9 protein-coding genes and 1 pseudogene are annotated in these 20,148 nt (G+C 40.0%); 6 read left to right on the top strand and 4 right to left on the bottom strand.

The annotated features are described in order from the left end of the window. Positions 1-48 precede the first annotated feature (48 nt). The 3 genes and pseudogenes from AA650_RS28230 to AA650_RS20155 all read right to left on the bottom strand — a co-directional run bounded on the left by AA650_RS28230 (position 49) and on the right by AA650_RS20155 (position 642). Positions 49-225: a hypothetical protein gene (locus AA650_RS28230; protein WP_190382891.1), complete on the bottom strand. Its 177-nt coding sequence runs from the start codon at positions 223-225 to the stop codon at positions 49-51. Then, positions 188-352, bottom strand: a pseudogene (locus AA650_RS28810) (Txe/YoeB family addiction module toxin). The gene AA650_RS28230 and the pseudogene AA650_RS28810 overlap by 38 nt, the downstream one beginning before the upstream one ends. 83 nt (positions 353-435) lie before the next feature. Continuing rightward, positions 436-642, bottom strand: coding sequence for a hypothetical protein (locus AA650_RS20155; protein WP_053540400.1), 207 nt, complete (start codon positions 640-642; stop codon positions 436-438). 187 nt (positions 643-829) lie between these two features. Here AA650_RS20155 and AA650_RS20150 point away from each other — a divergent pair, with 187 nt between their 5' ends. The 3 genes from AA650_RS20150 to AA650_RS28225 are packed head-to-tail and all read left to right on the top strand — an operon-like array spanning position 830 to position 1,675. After that, positions 830-1,066 carry a type II toxin-antitoxin system HicA family toxin gene (locus AA650_RS20150; protein WP_053540399.1) on the top strand — a complete coding sequence of 79 codons (237 nt, stop codon included), beginning with the start codon at positions 830-832 and terminating at the stop codon, positions 1,064-1,066. Next, entirely contained in the window at positions 1,066-1,299 is a 234-nt protein-coding gene (locus AA650_RS20145; protein ID WP_053540398.1) for a type II toxin-antitoxin system HicB family antitoxin, read from the top strand. Before AA650_RS20150 ends, AA650_RS20145 begins: the two co-directional genes overlap by 1 nt. A gap of 58 nt (positions 1,300-1,357) precedes the next feature. Further along, positions 1,358-1,675, top strand: coding sequence for a hypothetical protein (locus AA650_RS28225; protein WP_199924305.1), 318 nt, complete (start codon positions 1,358-1,360; stop codon positions 1,673-1,675). A gap of 2 nt (positions 1,676-1,677) precedes the next feature. Here AA650_RS28225 and AA650_RS20140 read toward each other — a convergent pair whose 3' ends face one another. Continuing rightward, on the bottom strand, positions 1,678-2,613 hold the full coding sequence (locus AA650_RS20140) for a DUF4351 domain-containing protein (protein ID WP_053540397.1): 936 nt from the start codon (positions 2,611-2,613) through the stop codon (positions 1,678-1,680). A 379-nt stretch (positions 2,614-2,992) separates the two neighbouring features. Here AA650_RS20140 and AA650_RS20135 point away from each other — a divergent pair, with 379 nt between their 5' ends. The 3 genes from AA650_RS20135 to AA650_RS20125 all read left to right on the top strand — a co-directional run bounded on the left by AA650_RS20135 (position 2,993) and on the right by AA650_RS20125 (position 19,982). Further along, positions 2,993-4,192, top strand: coding sequence for an IS4 family transposase (locus AA650_RS20135; protein WP_053537530.1), 1,200 nt, complete (start codon positions 2,993-2,995; stop codon positions 4,190-4,192). A gap of 380 nt (positions 4,193-4,572) precedes the next feature. Continuing rightward, positions 4,573-13,245 (top strand): ELWxxDGT repeat protein, encoded by an 8,673-nt coding sequence (locus AA650_RS28220; protein WP_053540396.1) that lies wholly within the window; start codon positions 4,573-4,575, stop codon positions 13,243-13,245. Continuing rightward, a complete protein-coding gene (locus AA650_RS20125) occupies positions 13,242-19,982 on the top strand; it encodes a putative Ig domain-containing protein (protein ID WP_081424285.1) in 6,741 nt (2,246 codons plus the stop codon). The genes AA650_RS28220 and AA650_RS20125 overlap by 4 nt, the downstream gene beginning before the upstream one ends. The last annotated feature ends 166 nt before the right edge of the window (positions 19,983-20,148 follow it).

Genomic DNA, 20,148 nt, shown 5'->3' with positions numbered 1-20,148 from the left:
GTATTTGATGAGAGCGAGAATTGCCGTAAATCTCATTTTCCCACATCCCTATCGCATCCCATCATCCCCACATCCCAAAAAGCGAACTGCTTGCAGCAGCGCTAGTTCCCTCCGGGACGCTCCGCGAACGCTATCGCACCTCACATCTCCAAAGCGATCGCTCTCCCACATCCCCAAAAAGCAATTTTCAGTAGTGAAACCGGCAGGCAAGAATTCTGATTTCATCTTCTAAGACTTCATAAACCAGACGATGTTCTTAATCGATTCGTCGTGACCAGCAGCCAGATAGATCGTGTTTTAGTGCTTCAGGTTGTCCTGTGCCTTCAAATGGATTACGTTGTACTTCACGAATTAGTTTGATGATTTTTAATGCTTTTTAATGCTTTTTTACGGTCGCTTTCGATCCACCAAGCTAAATCCTCAAAAGCATCTGCATCAAATTCCAAGTTTCTCACAGGCTGCTTCCAAAGAAATTCCATCTTGACGTTTTCTAGCGGTAAGTAATCTCGCTTTCATGGCTGGACTGCTCAACAAATAAGCAGTTTCTCTCTCAGCCATTATTTCTTGCCAAATGGCAATGGGAACAACTACAGAAACTGTTTGACCTTCTGAATCACAGATGTATTGTAATGTGTTAGTCATAGTAGCTAATATAACTTACCAGATTACTAATAATTATAACCACATCTCAATATAAAGGCGATCGCTATCGCACTTGCCACATTCCCAAAAAGCGAACTGACAAGTCAGCACTTGCGCTATCACAAATTAAATTCCTGTCAGACTATAATAAGACCAAGGGATAATCTACTAAATAATAGCCTTGTTGATGACTAAAAAAGAAAAACTATGGCAAAAAGCTAAAAATAGTCCAGAAAATCTAACTTTTGATGAATTTGAAACTCTCCTCATTCAGAATGGGTGGGAATTTAGTCGTCAAAAAGGAAGTCATCGTTTATGGTATTCACCGGGTGGCCAACCTTTACCAATTCAACCTCGTAAAGATGGAAAAGCAAAACTCTATCAAATTCAGCAGTTTTTTGAATATCAAGAGGGAAATCAGTAATGACTTTAAATAATTATAATTTTAATGGCTTTACAATTAATTTATATATTGATGAACAAGGAGATTGGTTAGCACATTTACAAGAAATACCTAATATTTCAGCTTTTGGTGATACTCCTGAAGAAGCTTTGCAAGAACTAAAATTAGCCTGGGAGTTAGTGAAGGAAGATTATCAACAAAAGGGTAAAGAAATTCCCTTTGCTCCTGTGCGTAGAAAATTGTACTCTTCATGAAGCGATTCCTGCGGAGCGCTTCGCTATCGCACTCCCATCATCCCTGAAAGCGAACTGCTTGCAGCAACGCTTCGCTATTGCATCCCACATCCCCTACAACAGTGAACTGCTTGCAGCAGCGCTTCGCTATCGCACCCCCATCATCGAAAAGCGAACTGCTTGCAGCAGCGCTTCGCTATCGCACCTCCCACATCCCCTCACATCCCCTACCCTAAAACAGCGAACTGCTTGCAGCAGCGCTTACGCTATCGCATTCCCATATCCCCAAAAATGGTACATCCCATATCCCCAAAGCGAACTGCTTGCAGCAGCGCTTCGCTATCGCCCTTCCACATCCCCAAAAAGGCGATCGCTCTATTTAATTCAGTATGATTAATCTCAAGACTCTGGGTTATTTTGTAACCATTGTTCTAAATCAGTCATAGAAGAAAAATCTAAGAGAGCTTCACCCAATAATTCTAATTTCTCAATTGTTAATGCACGAATTGAGTCAATCAATGATAATTCAATTTCACCAATTCGCCGATTTAGTAAGCGTATAACTAGCTGTTGCTCTCCCCGTTCCATAGCTAGTTGTTCTGTTGGGCTAATTAAAGGCATTGTTCTCTCCTCCTCGAATTGTTTAATTTTTGTGACCAATCCTGCTTGCAATTGTTTAGGTAAAGTCATCATTGTGTCGATGATTTTAAATAACTTAACAAGTTTCTCTTTGGTGAAGCCCCGGTCATAAAGTCCTCTAATTAATATCCATTTCCATTGCTCCCTTTCTGTTAAATTACTGGTGGTGGCTTTAGTCTTTAAATGCGCCATCACTATGGTAGCAAAGGGATTATCACTCTTTTCTAGTTCATCCCACTTTGATTCATAATCAAGAATTTTAGCTATGGGGAATTTTAAACTTAGTTCACAATCCAACATAGCTCTATCATAACTATTTGGTCGCCAACTAGGACTTGTATCACCTAAAATTGCTACACTTACTACAAATTGGTGATAAAGGTCGAAGGCTCGGTAATTATAAATGTACATCCGTTCTTCAAAGTTAACATCATATTGACTCTGAATTTCTATGTGGATTAAAATCCATACTTGAGTTTGATCTAATAACCAAACTTTATACAGTTTATCGGTAATTCGGTTTTTGGTTTCTCCTGAAGCTGTAATTTCTTGCAGTTCTTTATCTAAAGATTCAGGGGTTTTTGTCCAATCTATTGCTTGATGGGCTACAGGAAAGAAAAATGCTACGAAGCTTTCAAAATATTCATTTAATGCTTCTTTCCATGATTGATCATAATTTGCTGTTACTTCACTCATTTTATTTCTATATTACAAATAAGGGAACAGGTAACGGATAGTATGTTAATTTTGTGTGTTTTGGAGCGATGCCTGCGGCGAGCAAAGCTATCGCCATTTCTAATGTGATCATTTATTTCTCCTGTAACTTCAAATTATTTCTATTTTAGCAAGCGATCGCTCTCCCATATCCCAAATAGCGATTCCTGCGGAGCGCTTCGCTATCGCCTATTTAGTTGAGGATGATAATGTTACCAGCGGCTGAGTAATAACTTTTCTGTTTTTAGCTACCTGTTTTTTTCCTTAACGGGTGACAAGGCGGTTGAAGATGAGATGTGGCAATAATTTGAGAAAATAAGGGAGTAAAAAAATAGGGACAAAGAAGCCCCCGAAGCAAAAAATGTTACCACAATCATATCAAACAATTTTCCGAAAGCATTTGAGTGAACAGCAGTATTTGACACTAGAGATATTGTTGTTATTAATACAGGCTCATCGCCAAGTAAAACTGTCAAAATTGGCCAGCTTGTTTCCCCAACCAATTAAATATGAAAGCAGGAAACGTAATCTACAAAGATTTTTAGGAATAGGTAAACTCTGCGTAAAATTATTATGGTTTCCATTGATAAAATATTGGATTAGACAATCGTTAACACCAAAACAACTGAATCGAGAACAGCGCCGTTATTTTCATAAAAAACAGTATCAAAAATATGGTTATTGGATGGTAGCACTGGATAGAACACAGTGGAAGGGGCGAAATATATTTATGGTGACATTGGTATGGGGTACTCATGCCCTACCACTATATTGGGAAACATTAAATCATGTCGGAAATAGTAATTTACAAACACAGAAAAGATTAATAAAGACAGCAATAAAGTTGTTAAAAAAATGTCGAATTGTGGTGTTAGCAGACAGAGAATTTCATAGTCCAAAACTGGCTAAATGGCTTGATGAGCAAGGAGTTTACTTCGCTTTACGCCAGAAGAAAAACCTTTATTTTCAAGAAAAACCTGAACAAGAATATCAAGTTCTTAAAAATCAAGGATTTAAGCCAGGAATGTCGAGATTTTATGAAAAAGTTAAATGTGGTAAAGGGGATGAATTAGGCTTATTTAATATCGCTGTTTATTGGAAGAGAAAATATCGGAACTCTGGACCAAAAGAACCTTGGTATATCTTGACGAATCTACCAACTCTCCAACAAACTTTATGCCTCTATAGATGTCGATGGGGAATTGAGCAATTCTTTAAGGATTGTAAAACTGGTGGTTATAATTTAGAGGATACTAAAGTAAATGAAACTCGCTTTTTAGCTTTAGTATTATTGATTGTCATTGCTTATAGTTTAGCCACTATGCACGGTCAACGGATGAAAAAATTAGGTATAGAGACTTATGCCGGACGTATTCAACAACATCAGGACAAGTACCCACGTCAAAGTGATTTTAGCTTTGCTCTCTACGGACAACTATGGATTTATGGTATGGAATTATGGGCTGATTTAGCTCTGAATTTAATCAATCTCAAGCCTCATAAACGCCTCTTTTTTCAACGGGGCTTTCAGGCTCTATCCCTTATGAAACAAGCTCTTTAGCCGCCTTGTCACCCGTTAAGGTTTTTTTCTTAAATCTTGACAAATTTCATGCAAATCATAATTAAAAGCTTTAGCGTGTTCTTCTCGGATTTTGTAAATTTCTTCCAATACTTCATCTTTCCACATAGTCAATCTCCCATAAGTTCATAAGGTGTACAAATCGTTGGTAGTTCATAAGGTCTCTGTATATATATATTTACTAAAAACATATTGTAGCACCAGCTAATTTAAATACAACATATTCCTGTGTCAACCTACTCAGGTAAGATTCTTGAGGAAAAATTTCAAATATCTAACTTTTGGTAGATGCCAGACTTTTGTATACTCAATATTATTTTTTTGCTACAGCTATGCGCGAAAATTAATTACCATATACTTTTATGACATCTACACCTGCTATGAATGAACCCTATTTAGTTTCAGACATCAATGCAACCACCTACAGTTCTAATCCCAGCAGTTTTATCAACGTTGGAGGGATTCTCTACTTCACTGCTAACAATGATACCAATGGACTTGAGCTATATAAGGCTGATATCAGTACAGGAGTTGTCAGCCTCATTGAAATTAATGCAGGTAGTGGTAGTTCTAGTCCCACTTATTTAACTGATGTCAATGGCACTCTCTACTTCCAAGCTTATGACCCCACTAATGGTTATGAACTCTGGAAAATTGGCACTAATGGTACACCCACACGCATTGATTTAGGTAGCGATAGTTCTTCCCCAGCTAATTTAACGAATGTCAATGGCACGCTCTACTTCGTAGCATATACTCCAACTAATGGCTATGAATTGTGGAAGATTGACCCTACCACCGGAACTCCCAGCGTTATTGATATCGTTTCTGGTAGTGGAAGTTCTTTTCCAACCAACCTAACAAATGCCAACGGTACTCTCTATTTCAGGGCTTCTACATCAGCTACAGGTTATGAACTATGGAAAATAGACTCAACTACAGGTAGCCCTGTTTTCCTCAAAGACATTCAAGTTGGTAATGGTAGTTCTAACCCCGGAAACCTGACTTACAGCAATGGCAAAATCTATTTTACCGCTGATAACTTCACTCAAGGGGTAGAACTTTGGCAAACTGATGGTACTCCAGAAGGTACGGTTCTCACTCAAGACATCAATGCAACCACCTACAGTTCTAATCCCAGCAGTTTTATCAATGTTGGGGGGATTCTCTACTTCACTGCCAACAATGATATCAATGGAATTGAACTATATAAGGCTGATACAAGTACAGGAGTTGTCAGCCTCATTGAAATTAATGCAGGTAGTGGTAGTTCTAGTCCCACTTATTTAACTGATGTCAATGGTACGCTTTATTTCCAAGCAAACGACCCCACTAATGGTTCTGAACTGTGGAAAATTGGCACGAATGGTACACTCACACGCATTGATTTAGGTACTGGTGGTTCTTCTCCAAACAATTTAACGAATGTTAATGGTACACTCTACTTCACAGCATACGGATACAATGGTGTTAATTATCTGGGTTATGAGTTGTGGAAAATTGACCCCACCACCGGAACTCCTAGTGTTATTGATATCGTTTCTGGTAGTGGTACTTCTTCTCCAAGTAATTTAATTAATATTAATGGCGTTCTCTATTTCACGGCTTCTACATCAGCTACAGGTTCTGAACTATGGAAACTAGATCCTGCTAACAATCTACCCGTTTTAATTAGCGATCTTTACCCTGGTGCGAATAGTTCTAATCCTAGCAACTTCATTAATTCTGGTGGCACAGTTTACTTCATTGCGAATAATAGTACAAATGGCCACGAACTATTTCGCATTGACCCAACAACGGGGAATCCAGTTCTGCTGGATATTTATGCGGGAGCAAATAGTTCTAGTCCCAATGGCCTCATAGATATCAATGGCACATTGTATTTTAAAGCCGATGATGGCGTAAATGGCAATCAGTTATGGAAAATAGACCCAACTACGGGAAATCCTGTGCGGTTGGTAGTTCCTGATTTATATGATAACAATGCTGCTTATCTTGATAGCTTCACCAATGTAGGTGGTAAACTTTATTTCAGAAGCTCTTACTACAATAGCAACACTACAATTTACCAGCCGTTATACACCATTGATTCAACCACAGGAAATCCTGTTGCTGTAGCAGGAGTATCCTATGTATCTAATCTAACTAACATCAATGGAGTTCTCTATTTCCAGGGATATACTGCTACGAATGGCTTTGAACTGTGGAAAATTGACTCAACAACGGGTCAGCCTGTAGTCATTGATATTGTTTCTGGTGGCGGTAGTTCTAGTCCCACTAATTTAACTAATGTCAATGGGACTCTTTTCTTTGCAGCTTATAATGTTGCTAATGGTCAAGAACTATGGAAAATAGACAGCACTGGTAATCCGGTTTTAGTTAAGGATATTAATCCTGGAAGTGGTTACTCATCACCAAGCAGCCTTTTCAATGTTAATGGTACTCTTTACTTCACAGCCAATGATGGGACTAATGGTGTAGAACTGTGGAAAAGTGATGGGACTACTGCGGGTACAGTTCTAGCAAAAGATATCAATGGACGTACCTATAGTTCAGATCCTAATAGCCTCATAGATATCAATGGCACATTGTATTTTAAAGCCGATGATGGCGTAAATGGCAATCAGTTATGGAAAATAGACCCAACTACGGGAAATCCTGTGCGGTTGGTGGTTCCTGATTTACCTAGTGGCTATGTTCCTTATCTTGATAGCTTCACCAATGTAGGTGGTAAACTTTATTTCAGAAGCTCTTACTACAGCAACTCTACATACCAGCCGTTATATACCATTGATTCAAGCACGGGAAATCCGGTTACTGTAGCAGGAGTATCTTATGTATCTAGTCTAATTAACATTAATGGAGTTCTCTATTTCCAGGCATATACTGCTACGAATGGCTTTGAACTGTGGAAAATTGACTCAACAACGGGTAAACCTGTAGTCATTGATATTGTTTCTGGTAGTGGTAGTTCTAGTCCCACTAATTTAACTAATGTCAATGGAACTCTTTTCTTTACGGCTTCTAACGCTGCTAATGGTGAAGAACTATGGAAACTAGACAGCACTGGTAATCCGGTTTTAGTTAAGGATATTTATGCTGGAAGTAATGGTTCATCACCCGGCAGCCTTTTCAATGTCAATGGTACTCTTTACTTCACAGCTAATAATGGGACTAATGGTGTAGAACTGTGGAAAAGTGATGGGACTGCTGCGGGTACAGTTCTAGCAAAAGATATCAATGGACGTACCTATAGTTCTAGTCCCAATGGCCTCATAGATGTCAATGGCACATTGTATTTTAAAGCCAATGATGGCGTAAATGGCAATCAGTTATGGAAAATAGACCCAACCACGGGAAATCCTGTGCGGTTGGTGGTTCCTGATTTACCTAGTGGCTATGTTCCTTATCTTGATAGCTTCACCAATGTAGGTGGTAAACTTTATTTCAGAAGCTCTTACTACAGCAACTCTACATACCAGCCGTTATATACCATTGATTCAAGCACGGGAAATCCGGTTACTGTAGCAGGAGTATCTTATGTATCTAGTCTAATTAACATTAATGGAGTTCTCTATTTCCAGGCATATACTGCTACGAATGGCTTTGAACTGTGGAAAATTGACTCAACAACGGGTAAACCTGTAGTCATTGATATTGTTTCTGGTAGCGGTAGTTCTAGTCCCACTAATTTAACTAATGTCAATGGAACTCTTTTCTTTAAGGCTTCTAACGCTGCTAATGGTGAAGAACTATGGAAACTAGACAGCACTGGTAATCCGGTTTTAGTTAAGGATATTTATTCTGGAAGTAATGGTTCATCACCCAGTAGCCTTTTCAATGTCAATGGTACTCTTTACTTTACCGCTAATGATGGGACTAATGGCGTAGAACTATGGAAAAGTGATGGGAATACTGCGGGTACAGTGCAGTTAGAAATTTATCCTGGCGCTATTAACCCTAATATTAGTAACTTTTTAAATGTTGGTAGCGTTCTCTACTTTACTGCGAATAATGCCACCAATGGTCAAGAACTCTGGCGGATTAATTCTACTACAGGTAATCCTGAAGTTATTGATATTGTTTCTGGTACTGGTAGTTCTTCTCCAGCTTATTTAACAAATGTCAATGGCACACTCTACTTCCAAGCATATACTCCAACTAATGGCTATGAATTATGGAAGATTGACCCAACAACGGGTAAGCCTGTAGTTATTGATATTGTTTCTGGTAGCGGTAGTTCCTCTCCAGGCAATTTAACTGATGTCAATGGTACTCTCTACTTCACTGCTTACACATCAACTAATGGTTATGAACTGTGGAAAATTGACACTACCACCGGAACTCCCAGCGTTATTGATGTTGTTTCCGGTGGTAATAGTTCTTCTCCAACTAACCTAACGAATGTCAATGGTACTCTCTACTTTACTGCTTCCACATCAGCTAATGGCAATGAATTATGGAAATTAGATGCAACTACAGGTAGTCCTGTTTTCCTCAAAGATATTCAAGTTGGTAGCGGTAGTTCTAACCCAGGAAACCTAACTTATAGCAATGGTAAACTCTATTTTACGGCTGATAATTTCACCCAAGGGGTAGAACTTTGGGCTGTTGATATTAATACGGTCACTACGGTTGGTAGTGTGGCTAAAACAGGTAATGAAGACCAAACTATTACTTTTTCTGCGACTGACTTTTCTGGTGTTTTTAGCAGTAGTAGTGGTATATCCCTAGCAACTATTAAGGTAGTTCAATTACCGAGTAATGGCGTACTAAAATTGGGGACTAATAACGTCACGGTAAATCAAGAGATTGCTGTAGCCAACTTAGGAAATTTAACTTTTGTTCCCAATGCTAATTTTAATGGAACTGCTGGCTTTACTTGGAATGGTTCTGATGGTACTAATTATGCAGCTAATCCATCTAATGTCATCTTCACGATCAATTCAGTGAATGATGTACCGGAAATAGTTAATCCTATTCCCGATATTAATTTCTATAGCAACACTTTCTCTAATTTCAATATTTCTGAAAATGCTTTCCGCGATGCAGATTTGGGTGATTCCCTCACCTATTCGGCAACTTTAGCTGATGGTAGTCCTTTACCCAGTTGGTTAACCCTTAATAACAAGATTTTTAGCGGTACACCACCAATTTCTAGCACTGGAAAATTAGAAATTAAGGTGACAGCTACAGATCCAAATAATGCTTCAGTTGCCGATAACTTTATTTTGACTGTTATCAATAGCGCACCTACATCCATCTATCTCAGCAAGAATACAATTCCCGAAAATAGTGCCAATAATACTGTAATTGGTAATCTTATTTCAGTTGATGCTAACGCTAATGATACCCACACTTATACTCTAATTAATGATGCTGGTGGCAGATTTGCACTGAATGGTAATCAAATAGTTGTTGCTAATGGCGGATTGCTGGATTATGAAACTGCAACAGGGCATATTATTCGGGTAAAAACCACTGATAGCACTGGTTTATCTTATGAGGGAGATATTAGTATTTCCATCTCCAATGTTAATGATGCTTTTACAGGTAGTTTCTCTTTCACCGCAGCAACCTACAATATCAATGAACGTGGTACAGCGATTATTAGTCTGACTCGTACAGGGGGAAGTGATGGTGAAGTTAGCGTTACTGTAACTGCTACTGATGGTATAGCTACAGCAGGTAGTGATTATAATAATTCAAATTTACCAGTTACGTTGACTTTTGCTAATGGAGAAACGAGTAAAAACGTCATCATTCCTATTATTGATGACAATGTTTACGAACCTACAGAAACCGTCAATTTAGCTTTATCCAATCCTAGCAATGGCGCAACATTAGGAACAGAAACAACAGCCATTTTAAACATCATTGATAATGATCCTAATACTAATTTACCTGATTTGGTAGTTAGTAATATTGTTGCTCCAATTAATGCCCAATCTGGAGAAGTAATAAATATTAGTTGGACATTAACTAATCAAGGAATTGCTACCGCTTCTGGAAGTTGGGTGGATTACGTTTATCTATCCGATGATGATAAGATAGGGAATGATAAATTGTTAGGATCGTTTACTTTTGATGGAGCGATGGCTACGCCCGCCGCAGGCATCGCAGCAGGGGCTTCTGTTGAACGGACTCAATCAATCACGCTACCTTTAATACTTAGCGGTAATCAACAAATTATCGTCTCAACTGATGCCAATAATCAAATTCTAGAATATTCAGGAACAGAAACTAATAATACAACAATTGATGATATACCAATTGCCGTTACTTTAAAAACCTTCCCTAATCTTCAAGTATCTAATGTTGCTGCACCTCTAACGGCCTTTTCTAGCCAATCAACCGCCATTCAATGGACGGTCAAAAACGTTGGTAATGGGGCAACCAGTTCCCCCTACTGGAGTGATTCCGTTTATTTGTCCCTAGATAATACTTTTGATGATACGGATATTTATTTGGGACAAGCGAATAATCCCAGTTATCTCAACGCAGGAGATAGTTATACCAATCATCTGGATGTAACTTTACCGCGTGGCATTAGTGGTAATTATTATTTCCTAGTCAAAACAGATGTTCGTAATAATGTCTTTGAAAATGACAAGGAAAATGACAATCTAACAGTCGGTAGTCCAACAAATGTTTCCCTTACACCACCACCCGATTTCCAAGTTACTAATGTTACGATTCCCTCCCAATCTTTTTCAGGTCAGTCTTTGAATCTCAGTTGGACTGTCACCAATAAGGGAATCGGCAAAAATCTGGAAACCGTCTGGTACGATCAGGTTTTCTTGTCCACTGATGAGGTGTTAGATGCAGATGATCGCAACTTAGGGACGTTTTCTCAGAATGGAATCCTTAACAGTAATGATAGTTACACCTCGTCACAGACGGTTTCCTTGCCCATTGGCATTAGTGGAGACTATTACTTCTTTGTGCGGACGGATGCGGGTAATCAAGTCTTTGAAAGTGTATTTGATGGCAATAATACGGGCTATAAAGCAACCCCAACTCGTATCAATCTGACTCCACCGCCCGATCTAGAAATTCTTTCGCTGACGCTTCCAACCCAAGCAACAGCAAGTCGCGCCCTAAACTTCAGCTATCAAGTTACCAATTTTGGCTCAACGACAACCCCTAATTATTATTGGACTGATCGTTTCTATCTTTCTTTAGATAATCAACTTGATACTAATACCGATCTGCTTATTGGCGATCAACCCCATTACGGAAGTTTGGCTCCTGATGAGTCCTATACCAATAATTTTAGTTACACTCTACCCAATACCTTGACAGGTAATTACTATCTCTTTGGTATTACCGATAGTAATAATGAAGTCTTTGAATTGAATAATGAAAATAATACTTTTCTAGCAACAACTCCCATTGTCATTACCTCTCAACCTGCGGATTTAGTAGTGGTTTCGGCTTCTGTACCCATGACAGGAGAAGCGGGTAAGGCTCTGCGGGTAGAATGGACGGTTCGTAATCAGGGAACTGGGGATACGGCAATCAGTAGTTGGACGGATCAGGTTATTCTTTCTAAGGATGCTCAAATCGGTAACAGCGATGATCTTGTTTTGGGATCGTTTAGTCGTGGGGAAATTCTGGCTCCCAATCAGTCCTATACTCGTAGTGAATTAGTCACCCTTCCCATTGACGCGATCGCGGGGTATCAAGTTTTTGTGGTGACGGATGCGGGTAACTCTGTCTATGAGGCGACCCAGGAAAATAATAATAGTTCTACTGGTCAGCCCCTAACGGTGACACGAGAAACAGCCGATCTTCAGGTCACTGAGGTTAGTTCGCCGAGCAGTGGCCAATCGGGGCAAGCTTTAACGGTTAATTGGACAGTTAAGAATTTTGGAAGTAGTACTACCAATAGCAATTATTGGTATGACGGCGTTTATCTTTCGACCGATAACCAAATTAGCAGTGATGATATTTTCCTGGGCTATGCCTATCGTTCCGAAGCTTTGGATGTGTCTGAGCAGTATAGTGTTTCGCGTAGTTTTAATTTGCCGAATAACTTGCAAGCAGGGAATTATTACACCCTGGTTCGGACTGATGCGTTGAGCTACGTTTATGAAGGGTCTTTAGAAAATAACAATGACAAGGCCACCCAGGGAACCACCACAGGAACGGGAGGAGAAACCACTGGGGGAACAAGCGTTGGTGTCACAGCCAGTCCAGACCTGGTGATGGTCAGTGTGGATGCGCCCACAACGGGTATTGGTGGTCAAAATCTCACGGTTAGTTGGACGGTGCGTAATGCGGGAACGGTGGAAACAGGCGATCGCAGTTGGTACGAAGCTTTTTATCTGTCCCGCGATCAGGTATTTGATCGCAACAGTGATATCTATCTAGGCTATCGCTCCTACACAGGAAATCTTGCAGCAGGGGCGACCTACAGCCAAACTGAGTCCTTCCGTTTACCCCAAGGTATATCGGGATCATTTTATCTATTTGCTAAGACCGATGCAGGTAATTCGCTCTATGAGGGAACTGTCGAAAACAATAATGTCGCCTATGATCCCACTTCTGTTGTGGTGTCGTTAGCCCAGCCTGCGGATTTAGTGGTGGGTACGATTACGATCCCAGCCAATGGGGTGACAGGACAGAGTGCCAGCATTACCTATACGGTGACAAATGAGGGTAGTAATGCGGTTGTGGGGAATTGGTCAGATTCTCTTTATCTCTCGAAGGATGGTCAATGGGACATCAATGATCTGTTCTTGGGACAGGTTGACAATTCGAGGGAAGTCCTCAGTGGCAATAGTTATACCAATACGCTGACGGCTTCTTTGCCAGGGGTGGTTCCAGGGGATTATCAGGTCATTATTCGCAGTGATATTCGCAATGAAATTCCTGAATCGAATGAAAGTAATAATCTGAAGGCGACTCTGGATAAGGTGAATATGGATGTGGAGCGTTTGATCTTGGGAACACCGAGTACAGGGTCTTTGGCTCAGGGGCAGGGGGGTACTACCGCTTTGAGGTCGGCGCGGGGGAAACGCTACGGTTGAAGTTGGACAGTGTTTCGACGGAGGCGGTGAATGAGCTATATCTGCGTTATGGAGAAGTGCCGACTCGTTCTGCCTTTGATCTGGGTTTTTCGGAGGCTTTATCTCCCGATCAAGAAATTGTTATACCCGAAACACAAGCAGGAACCTATTATGTTTTAGCCTATGGACAAACGGTTGCCGAATCTACGCCAAGTTTTTCGATTGAAGCAAAACTTCTCGATTTTGAAATCCACTCTTTATCAACAAAAGTAGGAGGAAATTCAGGTAAGGTAACAGTCGTAATTTCAGGCGCAAAATTTGATAGTGGAACAACCTTTACTCTTGTGGATAAAAATCTCGGTATAGAGATAGCTACTAGTCGTTTAGATTTACTGGATTCGACTAAAGCATTTGCCACTTTTAATTTAAAAGGAAAGAAAGCAGGAAGTTACAATTTGGTTGCTAAGAATAAAGACAATCAAACCGTTACTTTACAGGATAGCTTCTCGGTTGTAGAAGGAGGTAAAGCTAATTTTGAGACTGATATTATTGCCCCCTCAGCAGTGAGACCTGGTGATATTATTTCCATAACAATTCAATATGCCAATAATGGTAATGTTGATTTTGAAAGTCCTTTAGGGTTGTTGGTTAGTGAAACAGAAGCTCCCGTTTCTTTTACAAAAGAAGGCTTAACCAATGAAACAACTCTAGATTTAGTCTTAAAAGCAGAAAATAGTCCTTTTGGCGTTTTGGCTCCAGGAGCAACAGGTTCAATTACTTTTTATACCAAAGCTCTCAGTTCTCTTAATTCTCTTGAGTTTTCTCTCAGTGTTCTTGATGATCCGACCACTCCTTTAGATTGGAGTCCATATATTAAAAGGTTTGAAAGTGAGTTTCCCGAATCATTTACTGATCCGACCTTAACTGCGAATTTTTGGAATATTTTCCGTGCTTCAGTCGGAGAAACTGTAGGTGATTTACAAACTAATTTAGTGGCTGCTCAACAATTATTATTGTCGAGTTTGCAAGATGCAGCACAAAGCGCAGGAACAACACTTTCAAAAGATAACTATGCGACTGTTTCTATTGAAGATTTTTACAATGCCGCCTTTTTAACAGCCAGTTCTTATGCCGATCAGCCCATTACCGCTCAAGCAGTAAATAATCTCAATATAGCTCCTTTTAGCGAGAGTTTGTCCGATTCTTCCTTTTCTCAAGAGGTAAGTAAATTAAATTTAGCATCCTCAGAGGGAGCTTTATCTGCCTTATCGGCAGGCGATCCGCCCCTAAATAATGGCTTGACAGATCATAAACAAATTAACGGTAAAGATATCTATTTCAACATTTGGAACAAGGGAGATGTTCAGAAGAATGAAACTTACGTCATTATTCATGGATTAAATAATACTGGGGGGAACCCTGGTAATAATTTTCAGGCGGCTGAGTGGATGCAACAAATGGCGGCGGCAATTAAAGCAAAAGATAAAACTGCCAACATTATTTTAGTGGATTGGCAAGCAGCCGCTGGTTTCGGGCAAGTCAGTTTGGGCAGTCAATTGTATTACAAAGCTGCTGATAATTCGCAGCTTTTGGGAAATGTTGTTGCTCAATACCTAAAAGAGAAAAATTACGCACCGGGGAAAGTCACTTTAATTGGGCATAGCTTAGGTGCTCAGATGGCAGGTGATGCAGGCAATGTCTATGATGCACAAAACGGTACAAGGTTGAATCGAATTATTGCCTTAGATGCGGCTGGCCCATCATTTGAAAAAATACTTAATTTAATAAAGACTGGCCCAGACAGACACGTAGATGCCTCTGATGCTAATCAAGTGATCGGCATTCATAGCTCAAATTGGTTTGGTTATGACGATCCTTTTGGCACGCAGGACTTATACCTTAATTCAAGGATGAGAATTGGCGGTATATTTTATGCTCATCCAACAGCACCAAATGTAAAAGAAGAAAAAATTTATCAAATTTACAATCATGGCTATGCAATTAAAATATTTAACTCAATCTTGAATGGAAATACAATTAAAGATAATTCAGGCTCAAATCAGGATTTAAATTGGAATACGTTACTTAGTTCATATCCAGACAACTACAAAAAGTTGACCTCTTCTCCAGGTGTGTGGGATTTTCAAGAGCAGAAAATAGGAGTTGTTTTAGATCCTGCTTCTCCTAAAGCAGATTATCCCTCTATTAAAGAAAATCATATCCCAGCGTCAGCGTTAATTGGGACATTTAAAACCTATGAAAAGAACGCATCTTCCACAAATTTTCAATATAAGCTTATTGGTAATCCAGAAAACGGATTCGAGATAAAAAATAACGATGAATTATGGTCTACTAAACCGTTTGATTACGAAACAGTCTCGTCCTACCAAATTGAGGTTGAAACAACTCAAACAGACCCTTTTGATTCAAAATCTTTAATACCCTATGATGATTCTGAATTTTTTACCATACGGATTTTGGATATGCCTGGCCCCGATGATCCGAATGACGGTGCAGGTGCAGGTGGGGGTGCAGGTGGGGGTGCAGATGGTGGGGGGATTACATCTGCGTCCTACCGTTCTCAACCATATACTCCACTCCCGCCAAAACCAAAACCCAATAAAAGGAAACGAATACCCGTCGTTTTCCCCCGCGACCCCAACGACATCATTGGCCCCACAGGCTTTGGCGAAGAAAAATGGACTTCTGCCTCTTCTACCCTGCCCTACACCATTCGCTTTGAAAACATATCTACCGCCACCGCACCCGCCCAAACTGTCACTATCACCCATCCCCTCGATACCGACCTAGACTTCCGTACCTTCCGACTCGGTAGCTTTGGTTGGGGAGGACTAATCTTTGACGTACCCACCAACACCCCCTTCTATAACCAACGCCTTGATTTAACCGCCACTCGCGGCTACTTCGTTGACGTAACAGCAGGTATTGACCTTGTAAAAGGAGAAGCCTTCTGGATAGTCACCACCATTGACCCCGATACAGGTGAAGTTACTACAGATGCGCTCACAGGCTTCTTACCTCCCAACAACGCTGATGGTATTGGCGATGGCTTCGTTAACTACACCATCAAAGCCAAACGAGACGTGCCAACAGGTACAGTCATTGATGCTAAAGCCACCATTATCTTCGATACCGAAGCTCCCATTGATACTCCCCCCATCTTCAACACCCTCGACGCAGGCAAACCCACCAGTAGCGTTAAGGCTCTCCCCACAATCGTTCCCGACACTGAATTTTTAGTCAACTGGACAGGAAACGATGACGCTAACGGTTCAGCCTTAGCTACCTACGCAATTTATGTATCCGATAACGGTGGTGAATTTACAGCTTGGTTGGATAAAACTACGCTAACCGAGGCAACTTACGTAGGTAAAATCGGTCATACTTACGCCTTCTATAGTGTGGCAACCGATAACTCAGGCTTGACAGAAGCAGTCCCAAATCAAGCTGATACCATAACAAGTGTTGGCAGTATTGTTGATGTGAATCATCCGCCAACAGTACTGCAATCAATTGCAGATCAAAGCACTATAGAAGATACGACATTCAGCTTCACCATCCCAGCCAATACCTTCACCGATATTGACGCGGGTGATGTTCTTAGTTATTCAGCAACCTTAGAAAATGGTAATTCTCTACCAAGTTGGTTGACTTTTAATTCCACAACTCGCACCTTTAGCGGTACACCAACTAATGATCATGTAGGGAATTTGAATGTTAAAGCGATCGCTACAGATAAAGCCGGTGCAACTGTTAGTGATGTCTTTGTTCTCGCAGTTGAAAATATTAACGATGCACCAACATTATTAAATGCGATCGCAGATCAAAACGCCAAACAAGGAACTGCTTTCAATTTCCAAGTTCCCAGCAACACCTTCACCGATATTGACGCTGGTGATGTTCTTAGCTATTCTGCAACCTTAGAAAATGGTGATGCTTTACCAAGTTGGTTAACCTTTAATTCCACAACTCGCACCTTCTCTGGTACTCCCACTAATGATAATGTAGGGAATTTGAATATTAAGGCGATCGCTACAGATAAAGCCGGAGCAAATATTAGTGATATCTTTGTAATTACCGTTGAAAATGTCAACGATGCACCAATAGTTGCTAACCTAATCGCCGATCAAAACGCCAAACAAGGTAACGCTTTCAGTTTCCAAATTCCTACCAATACCTTTACCGATATTGATGCTGGTGATGTTCTAACTTATTCAGCAACCCTAGAAAATGGCAATGCTTTACCAAGTTGGTTAACCTTCAATTCTACAACTCGCACCTTTAGCGGTACTCCAACTAATGATAATGTAGGGAACTTTAATGTTAAGGCGATCGCAATAGATAAAGCCGGAGCAAATGTTAGTGATATCTTTGTAATTACCGTTGAAAATGTCAACGATGCACCGATTCTAAATAGTGCGATCGCAGATCAAACCGCCAAACAAGGTGACGCTTTCAGTTTCCAAATTCCTACCAATACCTTCACAGATGTTGATGCTGGTGATGTTCTAACTTATTCAGCAACATTAGAAAATGGCAATGCTTTACCAAGTTGGTTAACTTTCAATCCTACAATTCGCACCTTTAGCGGTACTCCCACTAATGATCATGTAGGGAATTTGAATGTTAAGGCGATCGCTACAGATAAAGCCGGGGCAACTGTTAGTGATATCTTTGTAATTACAGTTGAAAATATCAACGATGCACCGACATTAGAAAATACAATTGCAGATCAAAACGCCAAACAAGGAACTGCTTTCAGTTTCCAAATTCCCACCAACACCTTCACAGATATTGATGCTGGAGATGTTCTGACTTATTCAGCAACATTAGAAAATGGTAATGCTTTACCAAATTGGTTAACCTTCAATTCTACAACTCGGACTTTTAGCGGTACTCCCACTAATGATAATGTAGGGAATCTGAATGTTAAAGTAGCAGCTACAGATAAAACAGGAGCATCTGTTAATGATACGTTCACTATTAAGGTACAAAACGTGAATACCGCACCCGTTCTCAAAAATCCACTTTTAGATCAAACAGTTAAGGTCAATTCTACCTTTACATTTACACTACCTCAAAATACCTTCTCAGATCCAGATGCAGTTAATCCTTATAAAAACCTTGTCATCTTTGGTGATAGTCTCTCAGATACAGGTAACGCCTACAAAGCATCTGGTAACACCTTTCCACCATCACCTAATTATCAAGGTCGTCTTTCTAATGGCTTAATTTGGGTTGATTACTTTGCCCCTGATTTACAATTTACAAACCCATCAATTCAAAATTACGCCTTTTTGGGCGCAAATACAGGAGTAAGTAATACTTTTGGGCAAATAACCGTACCTGGATTATTAACACAAATTCAGCAATTTAAAACTGTAAATACCAATTCCATTGGTAAAGATGGACTTTATGTAATTTGGGCTGGTGCTAATGATTTTCTAAATCTTGCCACAGATCCTACTCAGGCTGTGACTAATGCAGTTACTAATATTAGTAGTGCAATTACAACCTTAGCCGGATTAGGTGCTAAAGAAATTGTTGTTGGCAATTTAACAGATTTGGGTGCTACTCCTTTGAGTATTGCTAATAACAATGTAGCGAATGCCAGAGCAATTTCTATTGGTTTTAATGCAGCTTTAACTCAAGCTTTAACTAACTTAGAACCAGCCCTCAATGTTGATTTATCTTTAGTAGACATCTTTGGTTTGAGTACAGCATTTCAGACTAATCCTGCTAATTACAAATTCACGAATATTACCCAACCTCTAATTACAGTCACTACTCCAGTTAATCCTGATCAATATGCTTTTTGGGACGATGTTCATCCCACAAATAGACTGCATCAGTTAGTAACAGATACATTTGAAAATACACTGCTTAATGATGCAGTAATTCCTGATTTAATTAAATATTCTGCCACTTTAGCTGATGGTAGTAAGTTACCAGATTGGCTGAATTTCAACTCTACAACTCGCACCTTTAGTGGTACTCCCAACACAGGAAATGTCGGTAAATTAGATGTCAAGGTAATTGCGACAGATAAAGCCGGGGCAACTGTCAATGATATCTTTACTCTCGCAGTCAACCAATCTACAATTGTAGGAACTCCAGGAGATGATAAATTAATTGCCACTCCTGGTAGTCAATTCGATGGTCAAAGCAACATTGTATTTACAGGTGCAGGTAAAGACGAGGTAGACCTGTCCACTGTATCTGCTTTTCCCAACTCAGGTAACAATATCGTTGATCTGGGTAGCGGTGAAGATACAATGTTTGTGAATAAAGGCGATCGCGCTTTCGGTAGTGATGGTAATGACATCTTTGATGCTAGAGATGGTCAAGGTAATAATCGGATGTCCGGTGGTGCTGGTGATGATATCTTCTACTTAGGTGCAAATGACCGGTCTTTAGGTGGTGATGGTAAAGATATCTTCAGAGTTAGTCTTGGTGGTGGTAACTTAATTTCCGGTGGTGCTGGCGCTGACCAATTCTGGATTGTCAATGCTGAATTACCAAAAGCTGCAAATACCGTGCTTGACTTCCAACTGGGTACGGATGTTATCGGTATTCAAGGTGCTGTTAGCTTAGGTATTACCACCTCTACACTCCAGTTAAATCAAGTTGGTGCAGATACTGCGATCGTCTTCAATAATCAAACTTTAGCTACTCTGACTGGGATTCAAGCCAGTAGTTTGAGTTTGACAGATTCTAAACAGTTTGTTTTTGCTTAGAATCTAACTCACCAGTTAGGGGTTTAACGCAATGCGTTAAACCCTGATGGGCAAAATCTCTGTAATTTGGTTTGCATCTTTTTGAACCACTGTGAAAAGTGTAATCAATCTCAGAAACCTGGGTTATTTTCTAACAATTCTTCTAACATACCTCTAAGATACAAAG

The sequence above is a fragment of the Anabaena sp. WA102 genome, from assembly GCF_001277295.1.
Classification (GTDB): Bacteria; Cyanobacteriota; Cyanobacteriia; order Cyanobacteriales; family Nostocaceae; genus Dolichospermum; species Dolichospermum heterosporum.
Note: the sequence above shows the minus strand (reverse complement) of the source record. Positions and strands in the feature narration are given on the sequence as shown.